Raw genomic sequence first — 18,583 nt, 5'->3', positions numbered from 1 at the left:
TCGAGCGGCATCGCAACCAAGAGTGAAAACCGATGTTTCTGGCGGGCCTCTGTCAGAGTGGCCGACAACACGACCGATTGCAACGGCCAATCACGCACCGCCTTCCTCGGTAGTCTAGTCTTTCGATCGCTTTAGTCGCGGACGAAATTTTTTGTCCGCCACAGTCTCTGCGTGCAACCCTATTTTTTGCCGGGGGCTGACATATATGGAATGGCTTGCCCCGACGCGGCGGACTTTCCGTGATCAAACTTGCGGAGCGAATTTCGAGGGAGAAACCCATGCGCCTGACCAGACTGCTTATCGGAACTGCCTTTGCTTTCACGTTGACCGCCGCCGCCGCCAGTGCCGATGTCGTCGTCTCCTCCAAAATCGACACCGAAGGTGGCGTGCTCGGCAACATCATTCTTGCCGTGCTCAATGCCAACAACATCAAGACCGTCGATCGCGTCCAGCTCGGCGCGACGCCGGTCGTGCGCAAGGCGATCACCGCGGGTGAGATCGACATCTACCCGGAGTATACCGGCAACGCCGCCTTCTTCTTCGAAAAGGCTGACGACCCCGTGTGGAAGGATGCCGCCAAGGGCTACGAGGCCGCCAAGAAGCTCGACTACGACGCCAACAAGATCGTCTGGCTGACGCCGTCGCCGGCCAACAACACCTGGGCGATCGGCCTGCGCAAGGAAGTTGCGGATGAGAACAAGCTGAAGACGCTCAGCGACTTCGGCAAATATGTCGCCGGTGGCGGCAAGGTCGTGCTGGCCGCTTCGTCTGAGTTCGTGAATTCGGCCGCCGCTCTCCCGGCCTTCCAGACGACCTATGGTTTCACCTTGAAGCAGGATCAGCTGATCACGCTTTCCGGCGGTGACACCGCGGCGACCATTGCGGCTGCTGCCAACCAGACGAACGGCGCCAATGCGGCGATGGTTTATGGCACCGATGGCGGCATCGCACCTTCTGGCCTCGTCGTGCTCGAAGATGACAAGGCGGTCCAGCCAGTCTACCAGCCGACCCCGATTATTCGCGAGGCTGTGCTCAAGGAAAACCCGCAAATCGAGGAACTGTTGAAGCCGGTGTTCGAGAAGCTCGATCTCGTAACGCTTCAGGACCTGAACGGCCGCGTGCAGGTCGGCGGCGAACCGGCCAAGGCGGTTGCCGAGGATTTTCTGAAGAAGAATGGCTTCCTGAAGTAGGTTGACGGATAACCGGAACGCTGGTCCGATGGCTGGCGTTCCGGGGTGTGCCTGCAGGTGCCGAAGTCGCGCCGGCACAGGCGGGGAGGGAATGTGGTTTGAGAGAACTCCGCTTTGACAAGCTCGGAGCGATCATCGCGGCCTTGGCGCTTGGCGGCGCCTTCATCGCGCCTTTTGCAACGTTTCGTGCCAATCGCATCGTCGCCGGCGAGGCAAAGACGATCGTCGAGGCCTTGCCGCAGCCCTGGAGCGCGGCAGTGCTGCTGGTGATCTTTGCCGGCGTGCTCGTGGCGGCCATGCGCTCGACGGCCACTCTGCGCCTTGTCGCAGCCTTCGCAGCGCTGGCCGGGCTGGCGCTCGGCATCGGCGTCGCGGCCGGCCACCTGACGCCTGAGGGCAACACCTATGCTCGCGTGTCGCCTGCTTCCGGTTTCTGGGTCATGCTCTTTGCTTTCGGGCTGCTGGCAGCCGATGCACTGACGCGATTGCGCCCGGCCCCCATCGTGCGCATCGTGGTGCTCGTCGCCGTGCTCGCCTTTGTCGGGATGCTTTTGCTTTCCGGTACCTGGGATGGTCTCTCGATCCTTAGGGAATACGCGAGCCGGGTGGACACCTTCTGGGCGGAAGCCCGCAAGCATGTGACCTTGGCGCTCGGCTCGCTTGTGACCGCGACCATCGTCGGCATTCCGCTCGGTATATTGTGTCACCGCGTCGCCCGATTGCGCGATGGTTTGCTGGGCGTTCTGAACGCGATCCAGACGATACCGTCGATCGCGCTGTTCGGCATTCTCATTGCACCGCTTGGCTGGATCGCCGCGAATGTTCCGGGCGCTGCCTCGATCGGCATTCGTGGCATTGGAGTTGCGCCCGCCTTCGTCGCGCTGTTCCTCTATTCGCTGCTGCCGGTGGTCGCCAATACCGTCGTCGGCTTGGCCGGTGTTCCGAGGGATGCGAATGACGCAGCCCGCGGCATCGGCATGACCGATTGGCAACGGCTGGTCGGCATCGAATTTCCACTGGCCTTTCCGGTGATCCTGACCGGCATCCGCATCGTGCTCGTGCAGAACATCGGCCTGGCGACCATCGCTGCCCTCATCGGCGGCGGCGGCTTCGGCGTCTTCGTCTTTCAGGGCGTTGGCCAGACGGCGATGGATCTCGTGCTGCTCGGCGCCGTCCCGACCGTGGTGCTCGCCTTTGCGGCGGCGATCGTGCTCGACGCGATGATCGAAATGGCCACACCCAACACCAGGCAGGCAGAGGCCGCATGATCGAAATCGAAAACATCACCAAGCGCTATGGCGAGACGGCTGTCGTCGACGACGTCAGCCTGACGATCGCACCGCGTACCGTCACCGTCATCGTCGGTACCTCCGGCTCTGGCAAGACGACGCTATTGCGGATGGTCAATCGGCTGGTGGAGCCGACTTCGGGGACGATCCGCCTCGACGGTGAGGACAACCGTGCGCTGCCAGGCTATGAACTGCGCCGCCGCATCGGATATGCGATCCAGGGCCACGGCCTGTTTCCGCACCGTACCGTCGCGCAGAACATCGCCACGGTACCGACGCTGCTCGGTTGGGAGCGCGCGCGTATCGACGCCAAGGTGGACGAACTTCTCCAACTGTTCCAGCTCGATCCGGCCGCCTTCGGTCCACGCTTTCCGCATGAGCTTTCCGGCGGTCAGCAACAGCGTGTCGGCGTCGCCCGGGCGTTGGCTGCCGAACCGAAAGTCCTGCTGATGGACGAGCCCTTCGGCGCACTCGATCCGATCATTCGCGCCAAGGCTCAGGATGATCTGCTCGCCATTCAGAAGCACTTCGAGACGACGGTCATTCTCGTCACCCATGACATGGAGGAGGCCTTTCAGCTCGCAGATCGCATCGCCGTCATGGACAAAGGCAAAGTGGTGCAATATGCGACGCCCGCCGAAATGCTGATCAAGCCCGCGACCCCGTTCGTCGAGAGCCTGATCGGGGTCAGCGAACGGCCTTATCGGTTGCTCGCGATCGAGCCGGTCTTGAGCGCCGTCGAACCAGGGTCAGCAGACGGCACAGCCATATCGAGCACGCTCAGCCAAAGGGAGGCGCTTGCCGAGCTGCTCTGGTCCGGACGGAGCGCGCTGCCGGTGGCTGATCCCGCGGGGGCAATCATCGGCAAGGTCAGCCTCGAAGGGCTGGCGAAACGGGCAGCCGGGCCAGTCTGATGCCGAAACTATCGACGCTTTTTCGCTTGGGAGTTTTCCTGGTTTTGCTCGCCTTCCTGCTGCAGCCGCAATGGTTCGAACCGTTGCTGCGGCCGCTGGTTCAAGCGAATGCGCCGGTGATCTACAATCAGGGCAGCCTGTTGCAATTGACGTTGCTGCACCTGCGCACCGTCGCCATCGCAGTGTCTGCTGCCGCATTGATTGCGCTTGCTTTGGCAATATTGGTGACGCGCGAATCCGGGGCCGAATTTCTGCCGCTGTCGCGCAGCCTGGTCAACATCGGCCAAACCTTTCCGCCGGTGGCCGTTCTGGCGCTCGCCGTTCCCATCTTCGGTTTCGGTGAAAAGCCGACATTGATCGCGTTGTTTCTCTATGGCCTGCTGCCGATCTTCGAGAACGCGCTGACGGGGCTGACGACATTGCCGCCATCTGTCATGGAGGCGGCGCGCGGTGCCGGCATGACAGGCGGCCAGCGGCTCCTGAAGGTGGAGCTGCCGCTGGCGATGCCGGTGATCCTTGCGGGCATCCGACTTTCGGTGGTCATCAGTCTGGCAACGGCCACGATCGGATCGACGGTCGCGGCGAAAACCCTCGGCGAAGTGATCATTGCCGGCCTGCAATCGAACAACCTGGCTTTCGTCGTTCAGGGTGGCCTGATCGTCGCGACGCTTGCGGTGCTGCTGCACGACGGATTGCAGGCGGCCGAACGAAAACTCGCTGCCCGAATGGGCCGATGAGGCGCCGTCGGAAGGCGGGGAACCCGGATCACCGGCCGTGCCAAATGTCGATGGCGCGTGATAGAGTGATCCATGCTCTACCGCGGCGCCAAAAGTCCTCTTGTCAGGGATATGGGCGGGTTCAAGGCCAGGCTCAACATGCCCGGTTGGCTGCTGCCACGGCCGCGTGATCACGGCTACGGCCCTCTGGCAATGGTTGTTGAGACGATCCTGGACCCGGGCAGGCTGGTCGCCATGCACGAGCACCGGAACGATGAAATCCTGTCATGGGTGCCGGCGGGTGTCATGCGCCACGATGACCGCGCTACCGGGAAACTGGTGATGGACAGCGGGCACATTATGGTGATGAACGCGGGAAAGAGCTTCTGGCATTCGGAGGAGACCCTGCCGAGTGATCCACCGCTGCGGATGCTCCAGATCCTCGTGCGTCCTCGCGGTCTCGATCTTCCACCGACCATCCAGCATGGCCCCATCGCAGTGGCACCGGTCAATCAATGGAGGCATCTTGTCGGGCCGGAAGGTGGCAGGGCACCTTTTTTCGTGCGCAACAACGTCGACTTTTTCGATCTCCGGCTCGAGGCTGAGACAAAGGTTACGTTTCCGCGGGCGGAGGGGCGACACCTCTATTTCTATCTCTTTTCGGGCTCGATAAGGGTCGGAGATATCGCCTTCGGTGAGGGGGATCAGGGGATATTCCTGTCGGACGACGCCCTGGAGCTATGCGCCACTCGCAGCTCGCTGATCGTTGCGTTCCTGATCGAGCCGAGCGCGCGCGCCGCGCGGCAGGGGACGGTTGGTGACCATCCCAAGATACCGCGACCTTATCTGGCGCGGCCTTTGCTGCGGCTGCTGCACTGGCGAAACCGGCTGCTCGGAAAGGGCTGAACTGATCAGAAGTCAACCACGCAACGTGCAGTGGTCTGGACCGCTTTCTTCCTGCCGTAGAGTTGCGGATTACACACCCTTTTTAGTTGTCCATGAAATGCCTGCTTCCTCGGCATTTGCTTGTCGTATGAAAATGAATTTCACAATTTTACAAAATATGCGGATTTGAGTTGACGGCCTGAAAAAACTGTCCCAGTCTGCGAAAATAAATTACGCCAAAAGGCAGGGGAACAGGACGAGCATGAAAGTCGGCATCATCGGACTCGGTTTCCGTTTGGGTTATCTCGGCTATGTCTTCAAGGCCATGGACGAGAACTTCGAGATCGCCGGCTACGTCGATCCGAACCCGGCTGGTCTGTCCACGCTCACCGAAAAAGGCATCTCGGCCGGCAAGGCTTACGCGACCCCCGAAGAGCTGATCGCCAACGAGAAGCTCGATCTCTTGATGATCGGCTCGCCAAACCACATGCACCTCGATCATATCCGGATTGGTCTCGAAGCCGGTCTCAAGGTGTTCAGCGAGAAGCCGATCGTCACGACGGTCCAGGAGAGCCTGGAACTCGCGGGGCTGATGGCGAAGTTCGGCCATGAGCGCCTGATGGTCGGTCTGGTGCTGCGCTATGCGCCCATGTATCGCGACCTGCGCGCGGCCCTTGCGGAAGGCAAGCTCGGCCAGGTCGTCTCGATCGAAGCGTCCGAGCATATCGAGCCCTATCACGGCGCCTTCTTCATGCGCGACTGGCGCCGCTACGAGCGTTATTCCGGCAGTTTCATGCTGGAAAAATGCTGCCACGACCTTGATCTCTACAATGGTGTCGTCGGCGCGCGGCCGGAACGGGTCGCGAGCTTCGGCGGCCGCAAGAGCTTCATTCCCGCCAACGATCCGGCCCGCGAAGGCATCAACGACCTGGAACTCTTCCATCGCAAGCCGAGTGGCTGGATGGGGTCCGACAAGGTCTTCGACAGCGACGGCGACATCATCGACTACCAGGTGGCGATCGTCGAATACGCCAACGGCGTCGGCATGAACTTCCACACCAATCTCAACGTGCCGGACCAGTTCCGCCGCTTCTGCATCATGGGCTCGCGCGGCATGGCCGAGGGCGATTTCATCCGTGGCTATTTCGACGTTCACGAAATGCTGACCGGCAAGAAGGTCATCGAAAACAAATACGCCGCCACGGAACTGTCGCAGCACTACGGTGCCGACGAGCAGATGGCGACCGATATCATCGGCCACGTTCGTGACGGCCGGCCGCTGCCGGTTTCGACGCTCGATGCGCTTGAAGCGGGTATCCTGGCTCTTTCGATGGACGAGGCGCGGCGCAAGAAGAGCGTCATAGATCTCCGGCCCATCTGGGACCGTTTCGACGAAGCCCTGCATTCGCGCGCAGCGTAAGGGGAGGTGGGGATGAGTGTTCAACGCAGCACGGTCATCTTCGCCTGGATCCTGCTTCTTCCCGCTGTCCTCTACGTCACGGTGATCGTCGCCTATCCACTGGTCGACACCTTCATCCTGTCGTTCACGGACGCGTCGCTGAAGAAGACGACCAACTGGGTCGGCTGGGCGAACTACGACAAGATCTTCAACGAGACCTTCGCCGAAGTCATCTTCCGGACCTTCATCTGGACCTTCTTCTCGGTCTCGATCAAGATGATCATCGGCGTGTTCGGCGCAACGATGCTGAACGCCGCCGTGCCCGGCCGTGCGCTCTTCCGCCTGCTCACCATGCCGCCATGGATCGTGCCGATGGCGATCGGCATCTTCATGTGGGGCTGGATGTACAATGGCCAGTTCGGCATGATCTCGGGCGTGCTGCAGAACCTGGGGCTGTCCAACGGGCCCATCGCCTTCCTCGCCCACGGTTCCACCGCCTTCTGGGCGACGATCATCACCGACGTATGGATCGGCGTGCCGCTGGTGACGCTCTATATGCTGGCGGCGATGCAGGCGATCCCGCAGGATCTCTATGAGGCCGCCTGGACGGACGGAGCAGGGCGCCTCTATCGCTTCCGCCGCATCACCCTGCCGCTCTTGGTTCCGTCGCTAATCACGATGTCGATGCTGTCGCTGATCGCGACCTTCAATTCCTTCGACATCATCTGGATCCTCACCCAGGGTGGCCCCAACGGTGAGACCACCACGATGATCATCGATACCTACCGTACTGCCATCGGGTCGAAGAAATACGGCGAAGGCGCCGCGCGTGCCGTACTGATCTGCATCTTCCTGTCGATCTTCTGCTTTGCCTATTTCCGGGTCACCAGCCGTCTTGCCGCGGGGGAACAGAAATGAACCAGCCTGCCATGATCAACCGCTATCGCTGGTACGAGCTCCTTGGCATCTATGCTGGCATTTTCGTCTTCCTGTGCTTCATTCTGGCGCCCTTCGTCGAAGGGTTCCTGGTGTCGTTGAAGCCGCTCGGACTGTTGTTCTCCTCCCCCTATCGCTTCTGGCCGCAAAACGGCTCGTTTGCCGCCTACTCGACCATGTGGGTCAGCGTGCCGGGTTTTGCCCGCTACATCTTCAATTCCTTCTTCATCTCCACCATTGTGACCGCCATCGTGCTGATACTGGTGATCCCCGCGGCCTATGCCTTTGCTCGCTTCAATTTTCGCGGCGCCGGGCTGCTGCTTGGTGCCTTCCTCGCCGTCAACATGTTTTCGGGCGCTGTGCTGCTCATCCCGCTGTTCCGTCTGATGCGCACTTTCGGCGTGCTCAACACCTATCTCGCGATGATCGTGCCGGGCGTTGCCTTCCTGATCCCTTCGGCGATCTGGCTCTTGCGCACCTACATGATGCGCATTCCGCGTGAACTGGACGAGGCCGCTTTCGTTGACGGCGCCAGCCACTTCTATACGCTGCGCCGGGTGATCCTGCCGATCGCCATGCCGGGCATTACCGTGGTGGCGATCACCACCTTCATCGGCGCCTATGCCCAACAGTTCATCTATGCCCTGACCTTCAATTCCAAGAGCGAGTACATGCCGCTGCCGGTCGGCCTCTTCGCCTATTTCGGTCGCCAGGAGGTGGTCTGGAACGAGCTCATGGCCGCGAGCTTCGTCGGCATCGCGCCGGCTGTCGTCGTCATCTTCCTCCTACAACGATATCTCGTCAGCGGCCTGACCGCGGGCGCGGTGAAACAATAAGACTTAAGTCAACCACCAGAGAACGGGAGCATAAAACGTGTCTATTCATTTCAAGACAGGGGTACTCGCCCTGGCGCTGCTCGGTTCGACCGCGCTCGGCGCTGTCACCGCGAAGGCGGCCGACCAGGAGATCAGCTGGATCTACTGCGGCGACACCATGGACGCGGTACACGCGAAATACATCAAGCAGTGGGAAGAGAAGAATCCGGGCTGGAAAGTCACGCCTGAGGTCGTCGGCTGGGCCCAGTGCCAGGACAAGGCCACGACGCTCGCCGCCGCCGGCACGCCCGTTGCCATGGCCTATGTCGGCTCGCGCACGCTGAAGGAATTCGCGCAGAACGAGCTCATCGTTCCCGTGCCGATGACGGAAGACGAGAAGAAGACCTACTACCCCAACATCGTCGACACCGTGACCTTCGACGACAACCAGTGGGGCGTTCCGATCGCGTTCTCGACCAAGGCGCTTTACTGGAACAAGGACCTGTTCAAGCAGGCCGGTCTCGATCCGGAGAAGCCGCCGAAGACCTGGGCTGAAGAAATCGAGTTTGCCAAGGCGATCAAGGAGAAGACCGGCATCGCTGGCTACGGCCTTCCGGCCAAGACCTTCGACAACACGATGCACCAGTTCATGCACTGGGTGTACACCAACAATGGCAAGGTGATCGACGGCGACAAGGTCGTCATCGACAGCCCGCAAGTGCTGGCAGCACTTCAGGCTTACAAGGACATCACGCCCTATTCCGTTGAAGGTGCCACCGCCTACGAGCAGAACGAGGTTCGCGCCATCTTCCTCGACGGCAAGGTCGGCATGATCCAGGCGGGCTCCGGTGCCGCTACGCGCCTGAAGGAAACCAAGGTCAACTGGGGCGTCGCGCCGCTGCCGCTCGGTCCTGAAGCCAAGGGCGAGGGCACGCTGCTCATCACCGACAGCCTGGCGATCTTCAAGGGCTCGGGCGTCGAGGAGAAGGCGATCGAATTCGCCAAGTTCATCACCTCGCCCGGCCCGCAAGGCGAATACGAGCTCCAGGGTGGCGCCGGCCTGACGCCGCTGCGGCCGTCGCCGATGGTCGACGAGTTCGTCAAGAAGGATCCCTACTGGAAGCCGTTCATCGACGGCATCACCTATGGTGGTCCCGAGCCGCTCTTCACCGATTACAAGGGCTTCCAGAACGTCATCATCGAGATGGTCCAGTCGGTCGTGACCGGCAAGGCCGAACCGGCCGACGCTTTGAAGAAGGCGGCCGGAGACCTCGAAGAGTACAAGTAAGGCCATCGGGGCCGCGAACTCTGCTGCATGTTTCCTTAAATCCTGGCGGGTTGAAGGACAAAAACATGCAGCAATTCAAAGTGCTACAGCGTGGGGTTCGCGGCCCTTGCTTCGTTCTGCTATAAATGAGCCGCTTCTCGCCGGTGGCCGGAGACAGTTTCTTGGGACAGCTCAATCTCAATCGGATTCAGAAATTCTACGGGACTTTCGAGGTGCTGAAAGGCATCGATCTCGAAGTCAGGAACGGTGAGTTCGTCGTTTTCGTCGGACCCTCCGGTTGCGGCAAGTCGACCTTGCTCAGGATGATAGCCGGTCTCGATGAGGCCAGCTCGGGGGACATCCTGATCGAGGGCAAGCGCGTCAACGACCTGCCGCCGGTCAAGCGTGGTATCGCCATGGTCTTCCAGTCCTACGCGCTCTATCCGCACATGACCGTCTTCGAGAACATCGCCTTTCCGCTTCGCGTGGAAAAGATGGCCGAGGAGAAATTGAAGGCGAAGGTGGAGCATGCTGCGCGCATCCTGCACCTTGATCAGCGCCTGCAGCAGAAGCCCGGGATGCTTTCCGGAGGCCAGCGTCAGCGTGTCGCGATCGGGCGAGCGATCGTGCGCGAGCCGAAGATCTTCCTCTTCGACGAGCCGCTTTCGAACCTTGATGCAGCACTTCGGGCGGACATGCGCATCGAACTGGCGAAACTGCACCGGCAATTGCAGGCAACGATGATCTACGTCACGCACGACCAGGTCGAGGCGATGACGATGGCGGACCGGATCGTCGTCCTCAATGCCGGGCAGATCGCCCAGACGGGCGCCCCGCTCGAGCTCTATCATAAGCCAGCCAATACCTTCGTTGCCGGCTTTATCGGCAATCCGAAGATGAACTTCCTGCCGGTCACCTGCAAAGGCGTCAGCGACGCCGGCGTCGAGGTCGACTACAAGGGGCAGACGGTGGTCATTCCCGTCAACCCGCAGAGCGGCCTTGCCGGGCGAACGCTGACGCTTGGTGTTCGGCCGGAGCATATCACGCTGGGAACCGGAGACCTGACCCTCAAGGTCACGCCAACGGTCATCGAACGGCTCGGCGCCCATACGGTCGCCTATGCGGCGATCGGCGGCGAGGGCGAGAACTTCTGCGCCATGTTGCCGGGAACGGCCGCAATCCGGCCGGAAGAGACGATCCAGACCGGTATCAAGGTTGCGGATTGCCACCTGTTCGACGAGGCGGGCCTTGCGCTCGTACGCCGCGTCGAACTGACCGACATCGACATGGGCGTGCTCGATCCGGCAGCGGCGTGATCGTTCAGGAGCAAAGAAAAAGACCGCTGTCTTACGAGAGACAGCGGTCTTTTTTGTCGGTGTACTAAGCCCGTCGTACCGGTGTCGGCGAGACGCGATGGCCGCACTCTAGGCGCGGTTTAGGCCACTCCCTTCTGCATGCGGATCGGCGACCTTCGGCCAGATGTTCTTCGGTGCCCGCTTGTAGTCGGTCTTTGCCGGATTGTTCGGATAGGGCGTGCCGGCCGAGCAATAGAGGATCTCGGACGCGATCTTCGAGAACGACGCGTAGAAGTGATTGGTCGACTTGATGACCAGGATCTTCTTCGTGGTCGGATCGATGCCCATCACCGAAAACAGGCTCGGGTCGAAGCTCTGCGCGCGCGTCGAGTTGAGGATGATGTCGATGCCGTTGAAATGGATGTGAGCCGCATCTCCGAACGGGGCAAAGCTCTCGCCGAAGCGCATCTCGGCGTCGCGCACCAGCTTGACCACCTTGACCGTGCCATCGACCGGAGTACCGGTTCCAGGAGCCGACTTGGCGCCGAAGCGCAGCGGGATCTCGGCACCTTCGCCGGCCGCCATGCAGATCTGTACTGCCATCGGGTCCCATATCGTCCCGACCGCAACATCCGTTACGCCACGCGCCAGAAGCTCCAAGAGCAGCATCGTCGCGTCGCCGGCGGTGCCGCCGCCCGGATTGTCCCAGACATCGGCGATCACGACAGGACCCTTCGACGCAGCGAGCGCCTCGGAAACGGCCTGCTTCTCGTCGATCTGCGGCATGATGAAGGTTCCGCGGTGGGAGAAGAGTTCGAGACCCAGCTCCCGCGCGAGGCTCGCGCCCTTCTCCGGCTTGCCGTTGGTGACGGCAAGCAGCTTGGTGCCCATTTCCGGAACGTCGCCGGCCATGAAGCCGTGGATCACGGAAAGCGAAAGAACATCCGCATCTTCTTTCTCGATGCGCATGAGCTTGTCGACGAAGGAGCGCATGGGATCGCGTGAGGTCGGGTAAACGTCGATCATCCGACAGTCGAAGATCGACATGACGGGCGTGACGCGCCCTTCGAGCGTATCAACCACGATCTTCCAGAGATCTTCAGCACGATCGACGAAGTCGGTGTGCGGGAACTCCTTGAAGTAGACGAAAAAGTTCGACGCTGCGGCGCGCTTGGCCGTCAGGTGGCTATGGGGGTCGAGCTCGGCGCAGACGAGGATGTCGGGGCCGACGATCTCGCGGACGCGCGTCAGCAGATCGCCCTCGGTGTCCTCGTAGCCGTCGGCGACCATGGCGCCGTGCAGGCCGAGCACCACCGCATCGACGGGCATCGCTGCACGAAGCTGGCCCAGGATTTCGTCGCGCAGACTCTCATAGGTCTCGCGGTTGACGAGGCCGGCCGGATCCGCCCAGGTCGCGGTTCCTTCGATCAGTTCCCAACGCTTCGCGGCACAAACCTGTCGGCCGACCGTGATCGGTGCGGTGCAAAGCGTCGGCGTCTCCGGATGCTGCCCCGGAGGGGCATAGAGCGAGGCTTCGAAGGCCCGGCGGTCGATGCAGATCGGTGAGAAGGTATTGGTTTCGGTCGCGAGCGCCGCTGTGAAGATCCGCAATGCCGTTGCCTTTTATGTCGCTTAAGCCGGACCCATCGGGTTCGGCAGGTAACCGGTGAAACCGGCGATCTTCCAGCGCCCTTCATGCAGGCGGCAGTAATAGACGGTCTGCCACTTCAGGACATCGACGCTGCCGTCCTTCTTCTTCAGGCTGCCATCGAACTTCTTGCGCGCCAGCGCCTGGTCACCGTTGATCTCGATGTCCTCGAGCGTCGTGGTGGTGAAGATCGCGGTCCGCGGATCCTCGGCAAAGCTTTGCGTCGCAAAGTCCTTCGCCTGGCGCAGCCACTCGTCGCGATAGGCGGCGAGCGAAGGGAAGGTCAGCCGCCAATTGTCGGGATTTGTCTCGCGGCGGCCGTCGATGCCGATGAAGCTCTCCCCGACGAAATCATCGGCTACCAACGACCAGTCGGCGGCGAGGAAGGCATCGATGTCGCGGTGGACCAGCATCTCCCAGATCGAATGGCGTGCCGTGTCCGAGGAGGGGAATGGATTGAGGAAAGGATCCCGCATACTTGCGCCCTGGATTGAAATTCTTTTCATGAATGGCGTTTTTCGCTAGTCAAATTCAGCTTTCTATGGTCACTTGTCAACGATCAAAGAAAATAATTTGCACGAAGGCTGACATGACCATCAAGAGATATGGTGCGGAACAGGTTGGTGCTGGCGGTAAGCCCTTGCCGTTCGCTCGCGCCGTCGAGGCCGATGGCTGGCTCTATGTTTCCGGCCAGGTCGCCATGGAAAATGGCGAGATCATCGAGGGCGGGATTATTCCGCAAACCCACAAGACGATCGCCAACGTGCTGGCCATCCTGAGCGAAGCCGGCTACGGTCCGGAACACGTGGTTCGTTGTGGTGTCTGGCTCGACGATCCGCGTGATTTCTGGACATTCAACAAGATCTACCAGGAGTATTTCGGTGCTCATCCGCCGGCGCGGGCCTGCGTCCAGTCGTCGATGATGGTCGATTGCAAGGTCGAGATCGACTGCGTCGCCTACAAGCCGAAGGAAGGCTGATCCCAAGCGAGGCTGAAGCAGGCGATGGACATCTTCGCGACACTACAGGAAGAAAAAGGGCGGCTTTCCCAATCGGAAAACCGCATTGCCGACATTCTCCTAAACGACTTCGAATTCGCGGTGAACGCGTCCATCATCGAGCTGGCGAGCAAGGCGGACGTATCGCCGCCAACCGTCACTCGCTTCTGTCGCCGGCTCGGCTGCGACAGCTTTTCGGATTTCAAGGTGCAACTCGCACGCACCGCCTATATCGGCATGCGCTACCTGAAGCCGGAGCCAAAAAGCCGCGAGACCGGCGACGTTGCTCAAGATATCATCACCAAGTCGCAGAACGCGCTTTTTCTGCTGCATCGTTCGCTTGACTTGGCGGCGATTGAGCAGGCGGTCGAGCGGATCGCTGCAGCGGAAATGATCTACGCCTTTGGTTCCGGCGGCAATTCCTCGATGATCGCCGGCGAGTTGCAGAACCGGCTGTTCCGCTACGGTCTTCGCATCACCTCCAGTTCCGATCACAGCATGCAACTGATGATGACAGCGGCGGCGCGGCCGACCGACGTGCTCATCGGCTCGTCCTTCTCCGGCCGCAACGCCGAGCTCGTGCGCGCTTTTACGCTCGCCCGCGACCTGAAGGTGCCGACGATCGCGCTGACACAGAGTGGCAGCCCCGTGGCGGCCGCCGCCAGCATCACCGTTCCGGTCGATCTGCCCGAGGGCAACAACATCTACCGCCCCACGTCCACCCGCATCGCCTATCTGGCGCTGCTCGATATCCTCTCCAGCCTCGTCGCCTACCGGGTGCAACCCCAGGCGACGACCACACTTCGGCGCATCAAGCAGCAGCTGGTCACGCACCGGGACGGTGACGATCGACAGCTTCTCGGAGACTGACGTGCCGCGAAAGGTCAGCGCATGACGCATTCCCTCGCGATCGTAACCGGTGCAGCCGGCGATATCGGCCGCGCTATCGCGCGCAGACTTTCCGATGATCACGACGTGATCCTGCTCGTCGATATCGATGCGGACGCCGCTGAACGGGCGGCGCGCACGCTCGGCGACGACAAGCGCTTCGTGGCCGTTGCCTGCGACGTGACCGACGCGACAAGCGTTGCGGCGATGGCCGCGACGGCGGCAAGCCGGGGGACGGTTCGCACGCTCGTCAACAATGCGGGTGCGGCCCGTGCTGTCAGCCTGCACGATACGACGCCGGAAATCTGGCGCATGGACAACGCGCTGAATCTGGAAGCAGCATTCCTCTGCTTCCGCGCCGTCGAGGACATGCTGAAAGAGACGGGCGGATCGGTGGTCAACATCGCCTCGGTCAATGGCATGAACGTCTTCGGCCATCCGGCCTATAGCGCTGCCAAGGCCGGCCTGCTGCATCTGACCCGACTGATCGCGGTCGAATACGGCAAGTTCGGCATCCGCTCGAATGCCGTGGCGCCCGGCACCGTGCGGACCCAGGCCTGGGAGGCGAGGGCAGCGGCGAACCCTGACGTCTTCGAGGAGGCATGTCGCTGGTATCCGCTGCAGCGGATCGTCAACCCTGATGATGTCGCCAATGCCGTGCATTTTCTTGCCGGGCCGCTGGCGGCCGCCATCTCGGGCGTCTGCCTGCCTGTCGATTGCGGTCTTACCGCCGGCCAGGCGGAGCTGGCCCGCACATTCTCGCAATCAAACCATTACTGACCTAAGCATTCGGAGGAAGAGCATGCAGCCGGTTTCCTATCGTCTCGAGGCGTCTTGGCAGCCGGATGGCAGGCCCTTTGGTCGGTTCACCTTCACGCTGTTCAATTTCTCCGGCGTGCCGCTTTCCGGTTTCAGGATCGTCTATACGTCGCTGACGCGCGTCATCGACCCGAAGGATTGCGACAATGCCGTGTTCCAGCGCCGCAACGCCAATTTTCATGAGTTTGCGCCGCCCGAGGGACTTGCGATCGAGAACGGCGGAAGCTGGACTTTCACGGTCAGCGGCCTGCACCGCAATGCGCGCCACTGCACCGACGGTGCCAAGTCCGCTTATCTGACGCTTGCCGACGGCCGACACGTCCCGGTCGCCGTATCGGATTTGCTGCTTGAGAACGCCGTTAGCGAGCCGCCGCCGGTGCGGCTGCCGGAAGGAAAGCTCGATCAGCCCTATGCGCTGCAGCCCTGGCCGGCGAAGCTCGAGCTTCGGGCTGGAACTGGTTTCCCGGTCGTTCTCTATCCGGCCAGTGGCGCCGGGCTAGACGACATTGCGGCGGTCGATGCGGTCCTGTCGATGTTCCATCGATTGTTTCCCGCGGCGCACGCGCCCTTCAGCGTCGCGGCATCGAAACAGGGGCGGCCGGTCGTCTTCACGGTGGATGCCGGGTTGGCGGCAGAAGCCTATCGCCTTGAATTCTCCGAAGCCGAGATTCGCCTGAGCTACGGCGGCAGCGCGGGTCGGCAATACGGTTTGACGAGCCTTGCCCAGCTTCTGGACGGGGCACGCAACCATCCCGGCAAATTCCGCTTTCCGGCGAGCGGCACAATCTCGGACAAGCCTCGCTACGGCTGGCGCGGTTGCCATCTCGATGTCTCCCGCCAGTTTTATCCGGCAGCCGATGTGGCGCGGCTGATCGATATTCTCGCCTGGTTCAAGCTCAACATCTTCCACTGGCACCTGACGGACGACGAGGCTTGGCGACTGGAGATCAAGGCATTTCCGGAGCTGACGACGCTTGGTGTGCTGCGCGGCCCGGATGAGCCGCTGCTGCCGCAGCTCGGCAATGGTGCGGAGCCCGTCGGCGGCTTCTACAGCCAGGCGGACGTCAAGGCGATCGTCGCTCAGGCAAGCGCACTTCATATCGATGTCGTGCCGGAGATCGACATTCCCGGCCACAGCACGGCCACCCTTGTCGCGTTGTCCGATCTGACCGATGGCCAGGAGGCGCCGGAGAGCTACCACTCGGTGCAAGGTTATCCGAACAATGCGCTCAACCCGGCCGTCGCCTTCACCTATGAGTTCCTCGAGAAGGTGTTCGACGAGATGGTCGAGCTCTTTCCGAGCAAGTACCTCCATATCGGCGGCGACGAGGTGGCGAACGGCTCATGGCTTGCTTCGCCGCTTGCCAAGAAGCTGATGGAGCAGGAGGGCATTTCCGGCACCTTCGCGCTGCAATCCTATTTCCTGAAGCGGGTGAAACAGATGCTGACGGCGCGCGGCCGCAAGCTTGCCGGATGGAACGAGGTGGCGCATGGCGGCGGTGTCTCGACCGAAGATACGCTGCTGATGGCCTGGGAACGGCCGGAGGTTGGCATTGAACTCGCGCGCGAAGGCTATGACGTGGTGATGACCCCCGGACAGGCCTATTATCTCGATATGGCCCAGGCCGATGCGTGGCAGGAGCCCGGCGCCAGCTGGGCCGGTACCGCGACGCCGGCGCATACCTACGGCTATGAGGCCGAGGGTGAATTCCCCGAGGAGCTGAAGCCGCGCCTCAAGGGCGTCCAGGCCTGCATCTGGTGCGAGCACTTCCTTTCGCGCAGCTACTTCAACCGCCTGGTATTCCCGCGGCTTCCGGCGATTGCCGAGGCGGCATGGACGCCGAAGGCGGCAAAGGACTGGCTGCGCTTCGCGGCCATCGCTCCGCTCAGCCCCAATCTCTAAGAGGAAAGCCCATGCGCATCGCCGTTGGTGGCATCCACACTGAATGCAGCACCTATTCGCCCGTCCTGATGACGGAAGAGGACTTTCGCGTGCTGCGTGGGCAGGGGTTGCTGGAGGCCGAATACTTCAGCTTCATGAAGGCCGAGGGCGTCGAGCATCTGCCGCTGCTCCATGCCCGCGCCGTCCCCGGTGGTCCTGTTTCGCGCGCGACCTACGACGCCTTCAAGGCGGAGTTCCTGGAAAAGCTCAGCGAAACCTTGCCGATCGACGGGCTCTATCTCGCCATGCACGGCGCCATCAAGGTCGATGGCATCGACGACGCCGAGGGCGACTGGATTTCGGCAGCCCGGGCCGTTGTCGGTCCCGATTGCCCGATTGCCGCAAGCTACGACCTGCACGGCAATGTCAGCCAGAGGATCATCGATCAGCTCGATATCTTTGCCGCCTATCGCACAGCGCCGCATATCGACACGCCGGAAACCATGACCCGCGCCTGGTCGATGCTCGTGTCGGCGCTCAGAGACGGAACGCGTCCGGGTATCGCCTGGGCGCCGGTTCCGGTGCTGCTGCCCGGCGAATGCACCTCGACTGAAGACGAGCCGGCGAAATCGCTCTACGCTCAACTGCCGGAGATCGATAAGCGGCCGGGCATTCTCGACGCCAACCTGATGGTCGGTTACGTCTGGGCCGACGAGCCGCGGGCGACCGCCTGCGCGGTCGTGACCGCCACCGATAAGGCCGCAGCCAAGCAGGCGGCAAAAGAGATTGCCGCGGGCTACTGGGCTGAACGCAGCAACTTTCGCTTTGGCCCGGTGACCGGACCGCTCAACGAGATGCTGGATATCGCCGAACAGGCGACGACGACGCCGATCATTCTCGCCGACTCCGGCGACAATCCGACCGGTGGCGGTGTCGGCGACCGAGCCGATGTGCTGAAGGCGCTGCTGGCACGCGGCTGGCGCGGCGCCCTGATCGCCGGCATTACGGATCGGCCGGCGGTGGACGCCTGCTTTGCCGTCGGTACCGGCGAAACGCTGATGCTCAAGATCGGCGGCAGCCTCGACCCGGCAAGCCCCTGCGCCGAAATGTTGGCGGAGGTCGTCAGGCTCGACGATCCAGGGGCGGAGAGGGAGCGGCAGGCGGTGGTGCGCGTCGGCGCCATCGATATCGTCATTGCCGCGCGCCGCAGGCCCTATCACAATATCGAGGATTTCCGTCGGTTGGGGCTCGATCCCCAGGCCGTGCGGCTGCTCGTCGTCAAGTCGGGTTATCTGTCGCCCGAACTCGCGCCGATCGCCAATCCCAATCTGATGGCTTTGACCGAAGGCGTCGTCAATCAGGGCATCGCCGGCCTTGCGAGCTTGCGCCGTCAGCGGCCTGCTTATCCGTTCGACCAGGACTTTGCCTTCGAGCCAGTCGCCCGCTTCTCATCCCGTTGGTCGAGCGGCGGCTGAGGCTTTACTATCTGTAATTTTCCTACCCGAATTTCGGGTGGGCTCTCCTCTGCAGCGCCGCACGTCGTTCAAGACGCGTCAGGTCGCTGTAACGCTCTAAGTTACTGCATGTTTGTCCTTAACTCGGTCCCGATTTAAGGAACCATACAGTGCCCTTCACCCGCTTCG

The 18,583-nt window shown here is 61.8% G+C and carries 17 protein-coding genes; 15 read left to right on the top strand and 2 right to left on the bottom strand.

The features are described from left to right. The first annotated feature begins 278 nt into the window (after positions 1 to 278). From osmF to V7S54_RS25635, 10 genes are all read left to right on the top strand, one after another. A complete protein-coding gene (osmF, locus tag V7S54_RS25680) occupies positions 279 to 1,190 on the top strand; it encodes a glycine betaine ABC transporter substrate-binding protein OsmF (protein WP_336409026.1) in 912 nt (303 codons plus the stop codon). A 98-nt stretch (positions 1,191 to 1,288) separates the two neighbouring features. Further along, positions 1,289 to 2,458 carry an ABC transporter permease gene (locus V7S54_RS25675; protein ID WP_336409027.1) on the top strand — a complete coding sequence of 390 codons (1,170 nt, stop codon included), beginning with the start codon at positions 1,289 to 1,291 and terminating at the stop codon, positions 2,456 to 2,458. Next, positions 2,455 to 3,393 (top strand): ABC transporter ATP-binding protein, encoded by a 939-nt coding sequence (locus tag V7S54_RS25670; protein ID WP_065374752.1) that lies wholly within the window; start codon positions 2,455 to 2,457, stop codon positions 3,391 to 3,393. The genes V7S54_RS25675 and V7S54_RS25670 overlap by 4 nt, the downstream gene beginning before the upstream one ends. Further along, on the top strand, positions 3,393 to 4,130 hold the full coding sequence (locus V7S54_RS25665; RefSeq protein ID WP_065374753.1) for an ABC transporter permease: 738 nt from the start codon (positions 3,393 to 3,395) through the stop codon (positions 4,128 to 4,130). Before V7S54_RS25670 ends, V7S54_RS25665 begins: the two co-directional genes overlap by 1 nt. 72 nt (positions 4,131 to 4,202) lie before the next feature. Continuing rightward, the gene (locus tag V7S54_RS25660) at positions 4,203 to 5,015 is read left to right on the top strand and encodes a pirin family protein (RefSeq protein ID WP_336409028.1); all 813 of its coding nucleotides are present in this window, start codon (positions 4,203 to 4,205) and stop codon (positions 5,013 to 5,015) included. Positions 5,016 to 5,256: 241 nt separating this feature from the next. Continuing rightward, complete coding sequence (locus tag V7S54_RS25655; protein WP_057249168.1) at positions 5,257 to 6,414, top strand: Gfo/Idh/MocA family protein; 1,158 nt, start codon at positions 5,257 to 5,259, stop codon at positions 6,412 to 6,414. Positions 6,415 to 6,426: 12 nt separating this feature from the next. After that, positions 6,427 to 7,311 carry a carbohydrate ABC transporter permease gene (locus tag V7S54_RS25650; RefSeq protein ID WP_058324994.1) on the top strand — a complete coding sequence of 295 codons (885 nt, stop codon included), beginning with the start codon at positions 6,427 to 6,429 and terminating at the stop codon, positions 7,309 to 7,311. After that, positions 7,308 to 8,165, top strand: coding sequence for a carbohydrate ABC transporter permease (locus V7S54_RS25645; RefSeq protein ID WP_336409029.1), 858 nt, complete (start codon positions 7,308 to 7,310; stop codon positions 8,163 to 8,165). The genes V7S54_RS25650 and V7S54_RS25645 overlap by 4 nt, the downstream gene beginning before the upstream one ends. A 37-nt stretch (positions 8,166 to 8,202) precedes the next feature. Further along, a complete protein-coding gene (locus V7S54_RS25640) occupies positions 8,203 to 9,432 on the top strand; it encodes an ABC transporter substrate-binding protein (protein WP_336409030.1) in 1,230 nt (409 codons plus the stop codon). Positions 9,433 to 9,593: 161 nt separating this feature from the next. Beyond that, the gene (locus V7S54_RS25635) at positions 9,594 to 10,727 is read left to right on the top strand and encodes an ABC transporter ATP-binding protein (RefSeq protein ID WP_336409031.1); all 1,134 of its coding nucleotides are present in this window, start codon (positions 9,594 to 9,596) and stop codon (positions 10,725 to 10,727) included. 108 nt (positions 10,728 to 10,835) lie between these two features. Here V7S54_RS25635 and V7S54_RS25630 read toward each other — a convergent pair whose 3' ends face one another. Continuing rightward, positions 10,836 to 12,317 (bottom strand): M81 family metallopeptidase, encoded by a 1,482-nt coding sequence (locus V7S54_RS25630; RefSeq protein WP_336409032.1) that lies wholly within the window; start codon positions 12,315 to 12,317, stop codon positions 10,836 to 10,838. Between the two features lie 21 nt (positions 12,318 to 12,338). Next, positions 12,339 to 12,830, bottom strand: coding sequence for a hypothetical protein (locus V7S54_RS25625; RefSeq protein ID WP_336409033.1), 492 nt, complete (start codon positions 12,828 to 12,830; stop codon positions 12,339 to 12,341). A 113-nt stretch (positions 12,831 to 12,943) separates the two neighbouring features. Here V7S54_RS25625 and V7S54_RS25620 point away from each other — a divergent pair, with 113 nt between their 5' ends. From V7S54_RS25620 to V7S54_RS25600, 5 genes are read left to right on the top strand one after another with little or no spacing between them, the layout of a single operon-like run. Continuing rightward, positions 12,944 to 13,333, top strand: coding sequence for a RidA family protein (locus V7S54_RS25620; RefSeq protein ID WP_336409034.1), 390 nt, complete (start codon positions 12,944 to 12,946; stop codon positions 13,331 to 13,333). Positions 13,334 to 13,357: 24 nt separating this feature from the next. After that, complete coding sequence (locus V7S54_RS25615) at positions 13,358 to 14,221, top strand: MurR/RpiR family transcriptional regulator (protein ID WP_336409035.1); 864 nt, start codon at positions 13,358 to 13,360, stop codon at positions 14,219 to 14,221. 21 nt (positions 14,222 to 14,242) lie between these two features. Further along, positions 14,243 to 15,019: an SDR family oxidoreductase gene (locus tag V7S54_RS25610; protein WP_336409036.1), complete on the top strand. Its 777-nt coding sequence runs from the start codon at positions 14,243 to 14,245 to the stop codon at positions 15,017 to 15,019. Between the two features lie 22 nt (positions 15,020 to 15,041). After that, positions 15,042 to 16,961 carry a beta-N-acetylhexosaminidase gene (locus V7S54_RS25605; RefSeq protein WP_336409037.1) on the top strand — a complete coding sequence of 640 codons (1,920 nt, stop codon included), beginning with the start codon at positions 15,042 to 15,044 and terminating at the stop codon, positions 16,959 to 16,961. Between the two features lie 11 nt (positions 16,962 to 16,972). Next, positions 16,973 to 18,415, top strand: a complete 1,443-nt coding sequence (locus tag V7S54_RS25600; protein WP_336409038.1) for a M81 family metallopeptidase — start codon at positions 16,973 to 16,975, stop codon at positions 18,413 to 18,415. Positions 18,416 to 18,583: the final 168 nt, after the last annotated feature.

Origin of the sequence: Ensifer sp. CCNWLY38 (genome assembly GCF_037120565.1) — a bacterium.
Classification (GTDB): Bacteria; Pseudomonadota; Alphaproteobacteria; order Rhizobiales; family Rhizobiaceae; genus Ensifer; species Ensifer adhaerens_H.
Note: the sequence above shows the minus strand (reverse complement) of the source record. Positions and strands in the feature narration are given on the sequence as shown.

What these genes read in the sequence shown, in the direction of transcription:
- osmF (WP_336409026.1), top strand. Translation starts at nt 279, where the DNA reads ATGCGCCTGACCAGACTGCTTATCGGAACTGCCTTTGCTTTCACGTTG.
- V7S54_RS25670 (WP_065374752.1), top strand. Translation starts at nt 2,455, where the DNA reads ATGATCGAAATCGAAAACATCACCAAGCGCTATGGCGAGACGGCTGTC.
- V7S54_RS25665 (WP_065374753.1), top strand. Translation starts at nt 3,393, where the DNA reads ATGCCGAAACTATCGACGCTTTTTCGCTTGGGAGTTTTCCTGGTTTTG.
- V7S54_RS25660 (WP_336409028.1), top strand. Translation starts at nt 4,203, where the DNA reads ATGCTCTACCGCGGCGCCAAAAGTCCTCTTGTCAGGGATATGGGCGGG.
- V7S54_RS25655 (WP_057249168.1), top strand. Translation starts at nt 5,257, where the DNA reads ATGAAAGTCGGCATCATCGGACTCGGTTTCCGTTTGGGTTATCTCGGC.
- V7S54_RS25650 (WP_058324994.1), top strand. Translation starts at nt 6,427, where the DNA reads ATGAGTGTTCAACGCAGCACGGTCATCTTCGCCTGGATCCTGCTTCTT.
- V7S54_RS25645 (WP_336409029.1), top strand. Translation starts at nt 7,308, where the DNA reads ATGAACCAGCCTGCCATGATCAACCGCTATCGCTGGTACGAGCTCCTT.
- V7S54_RS25625 (WP_336409033.1), bottom strand. Translation starts at nt 12,830, where the DNA reads ATGCGGGATCCTTTCCTCAATCCATTCCCCTCCTCGGACACGGCACGC.
- V7S54_RS25620 (WP_336409034.1), top strand. Translation starts at nt 12,944, where the DNA reads ATGACCATCAAGAGATATGGTGCGGAACAGGTTGGTGCTGGCGGTAAG.
- V7S54_RS25615 (WP_336409035.1), top strand. Translation starts at nt 13,358, where the DNA reads ATGGACATCTTCGCGACACTACAGGAAGAAAAAGGGCGGCTTTCCCAA.
- V7S54_RS25610 (WP_336409036.1), top strand. Translation starts at nt 14,243, where the DNA reads ATGACGCATTCCCTCGCGATCGTAACCGGTGCAGCCGGCGATATCGGC.
- V7S54_RS25605 (WP_336409037.1), top strand. Translation starts at nt 15,042, where the DNA reads ATGCAGCCGGTTTCCTATCGTCTCGAGGCGTCTTGGCAGCCGGATGGC.
- V7S54_RS25600 (WP_336409038.1), top strand. Translation starts at nt 16,973, where the DNA reads ATGCGCATCGCCGTTGGTGGCATCCACACTGAATGCAGCACCTATTCG.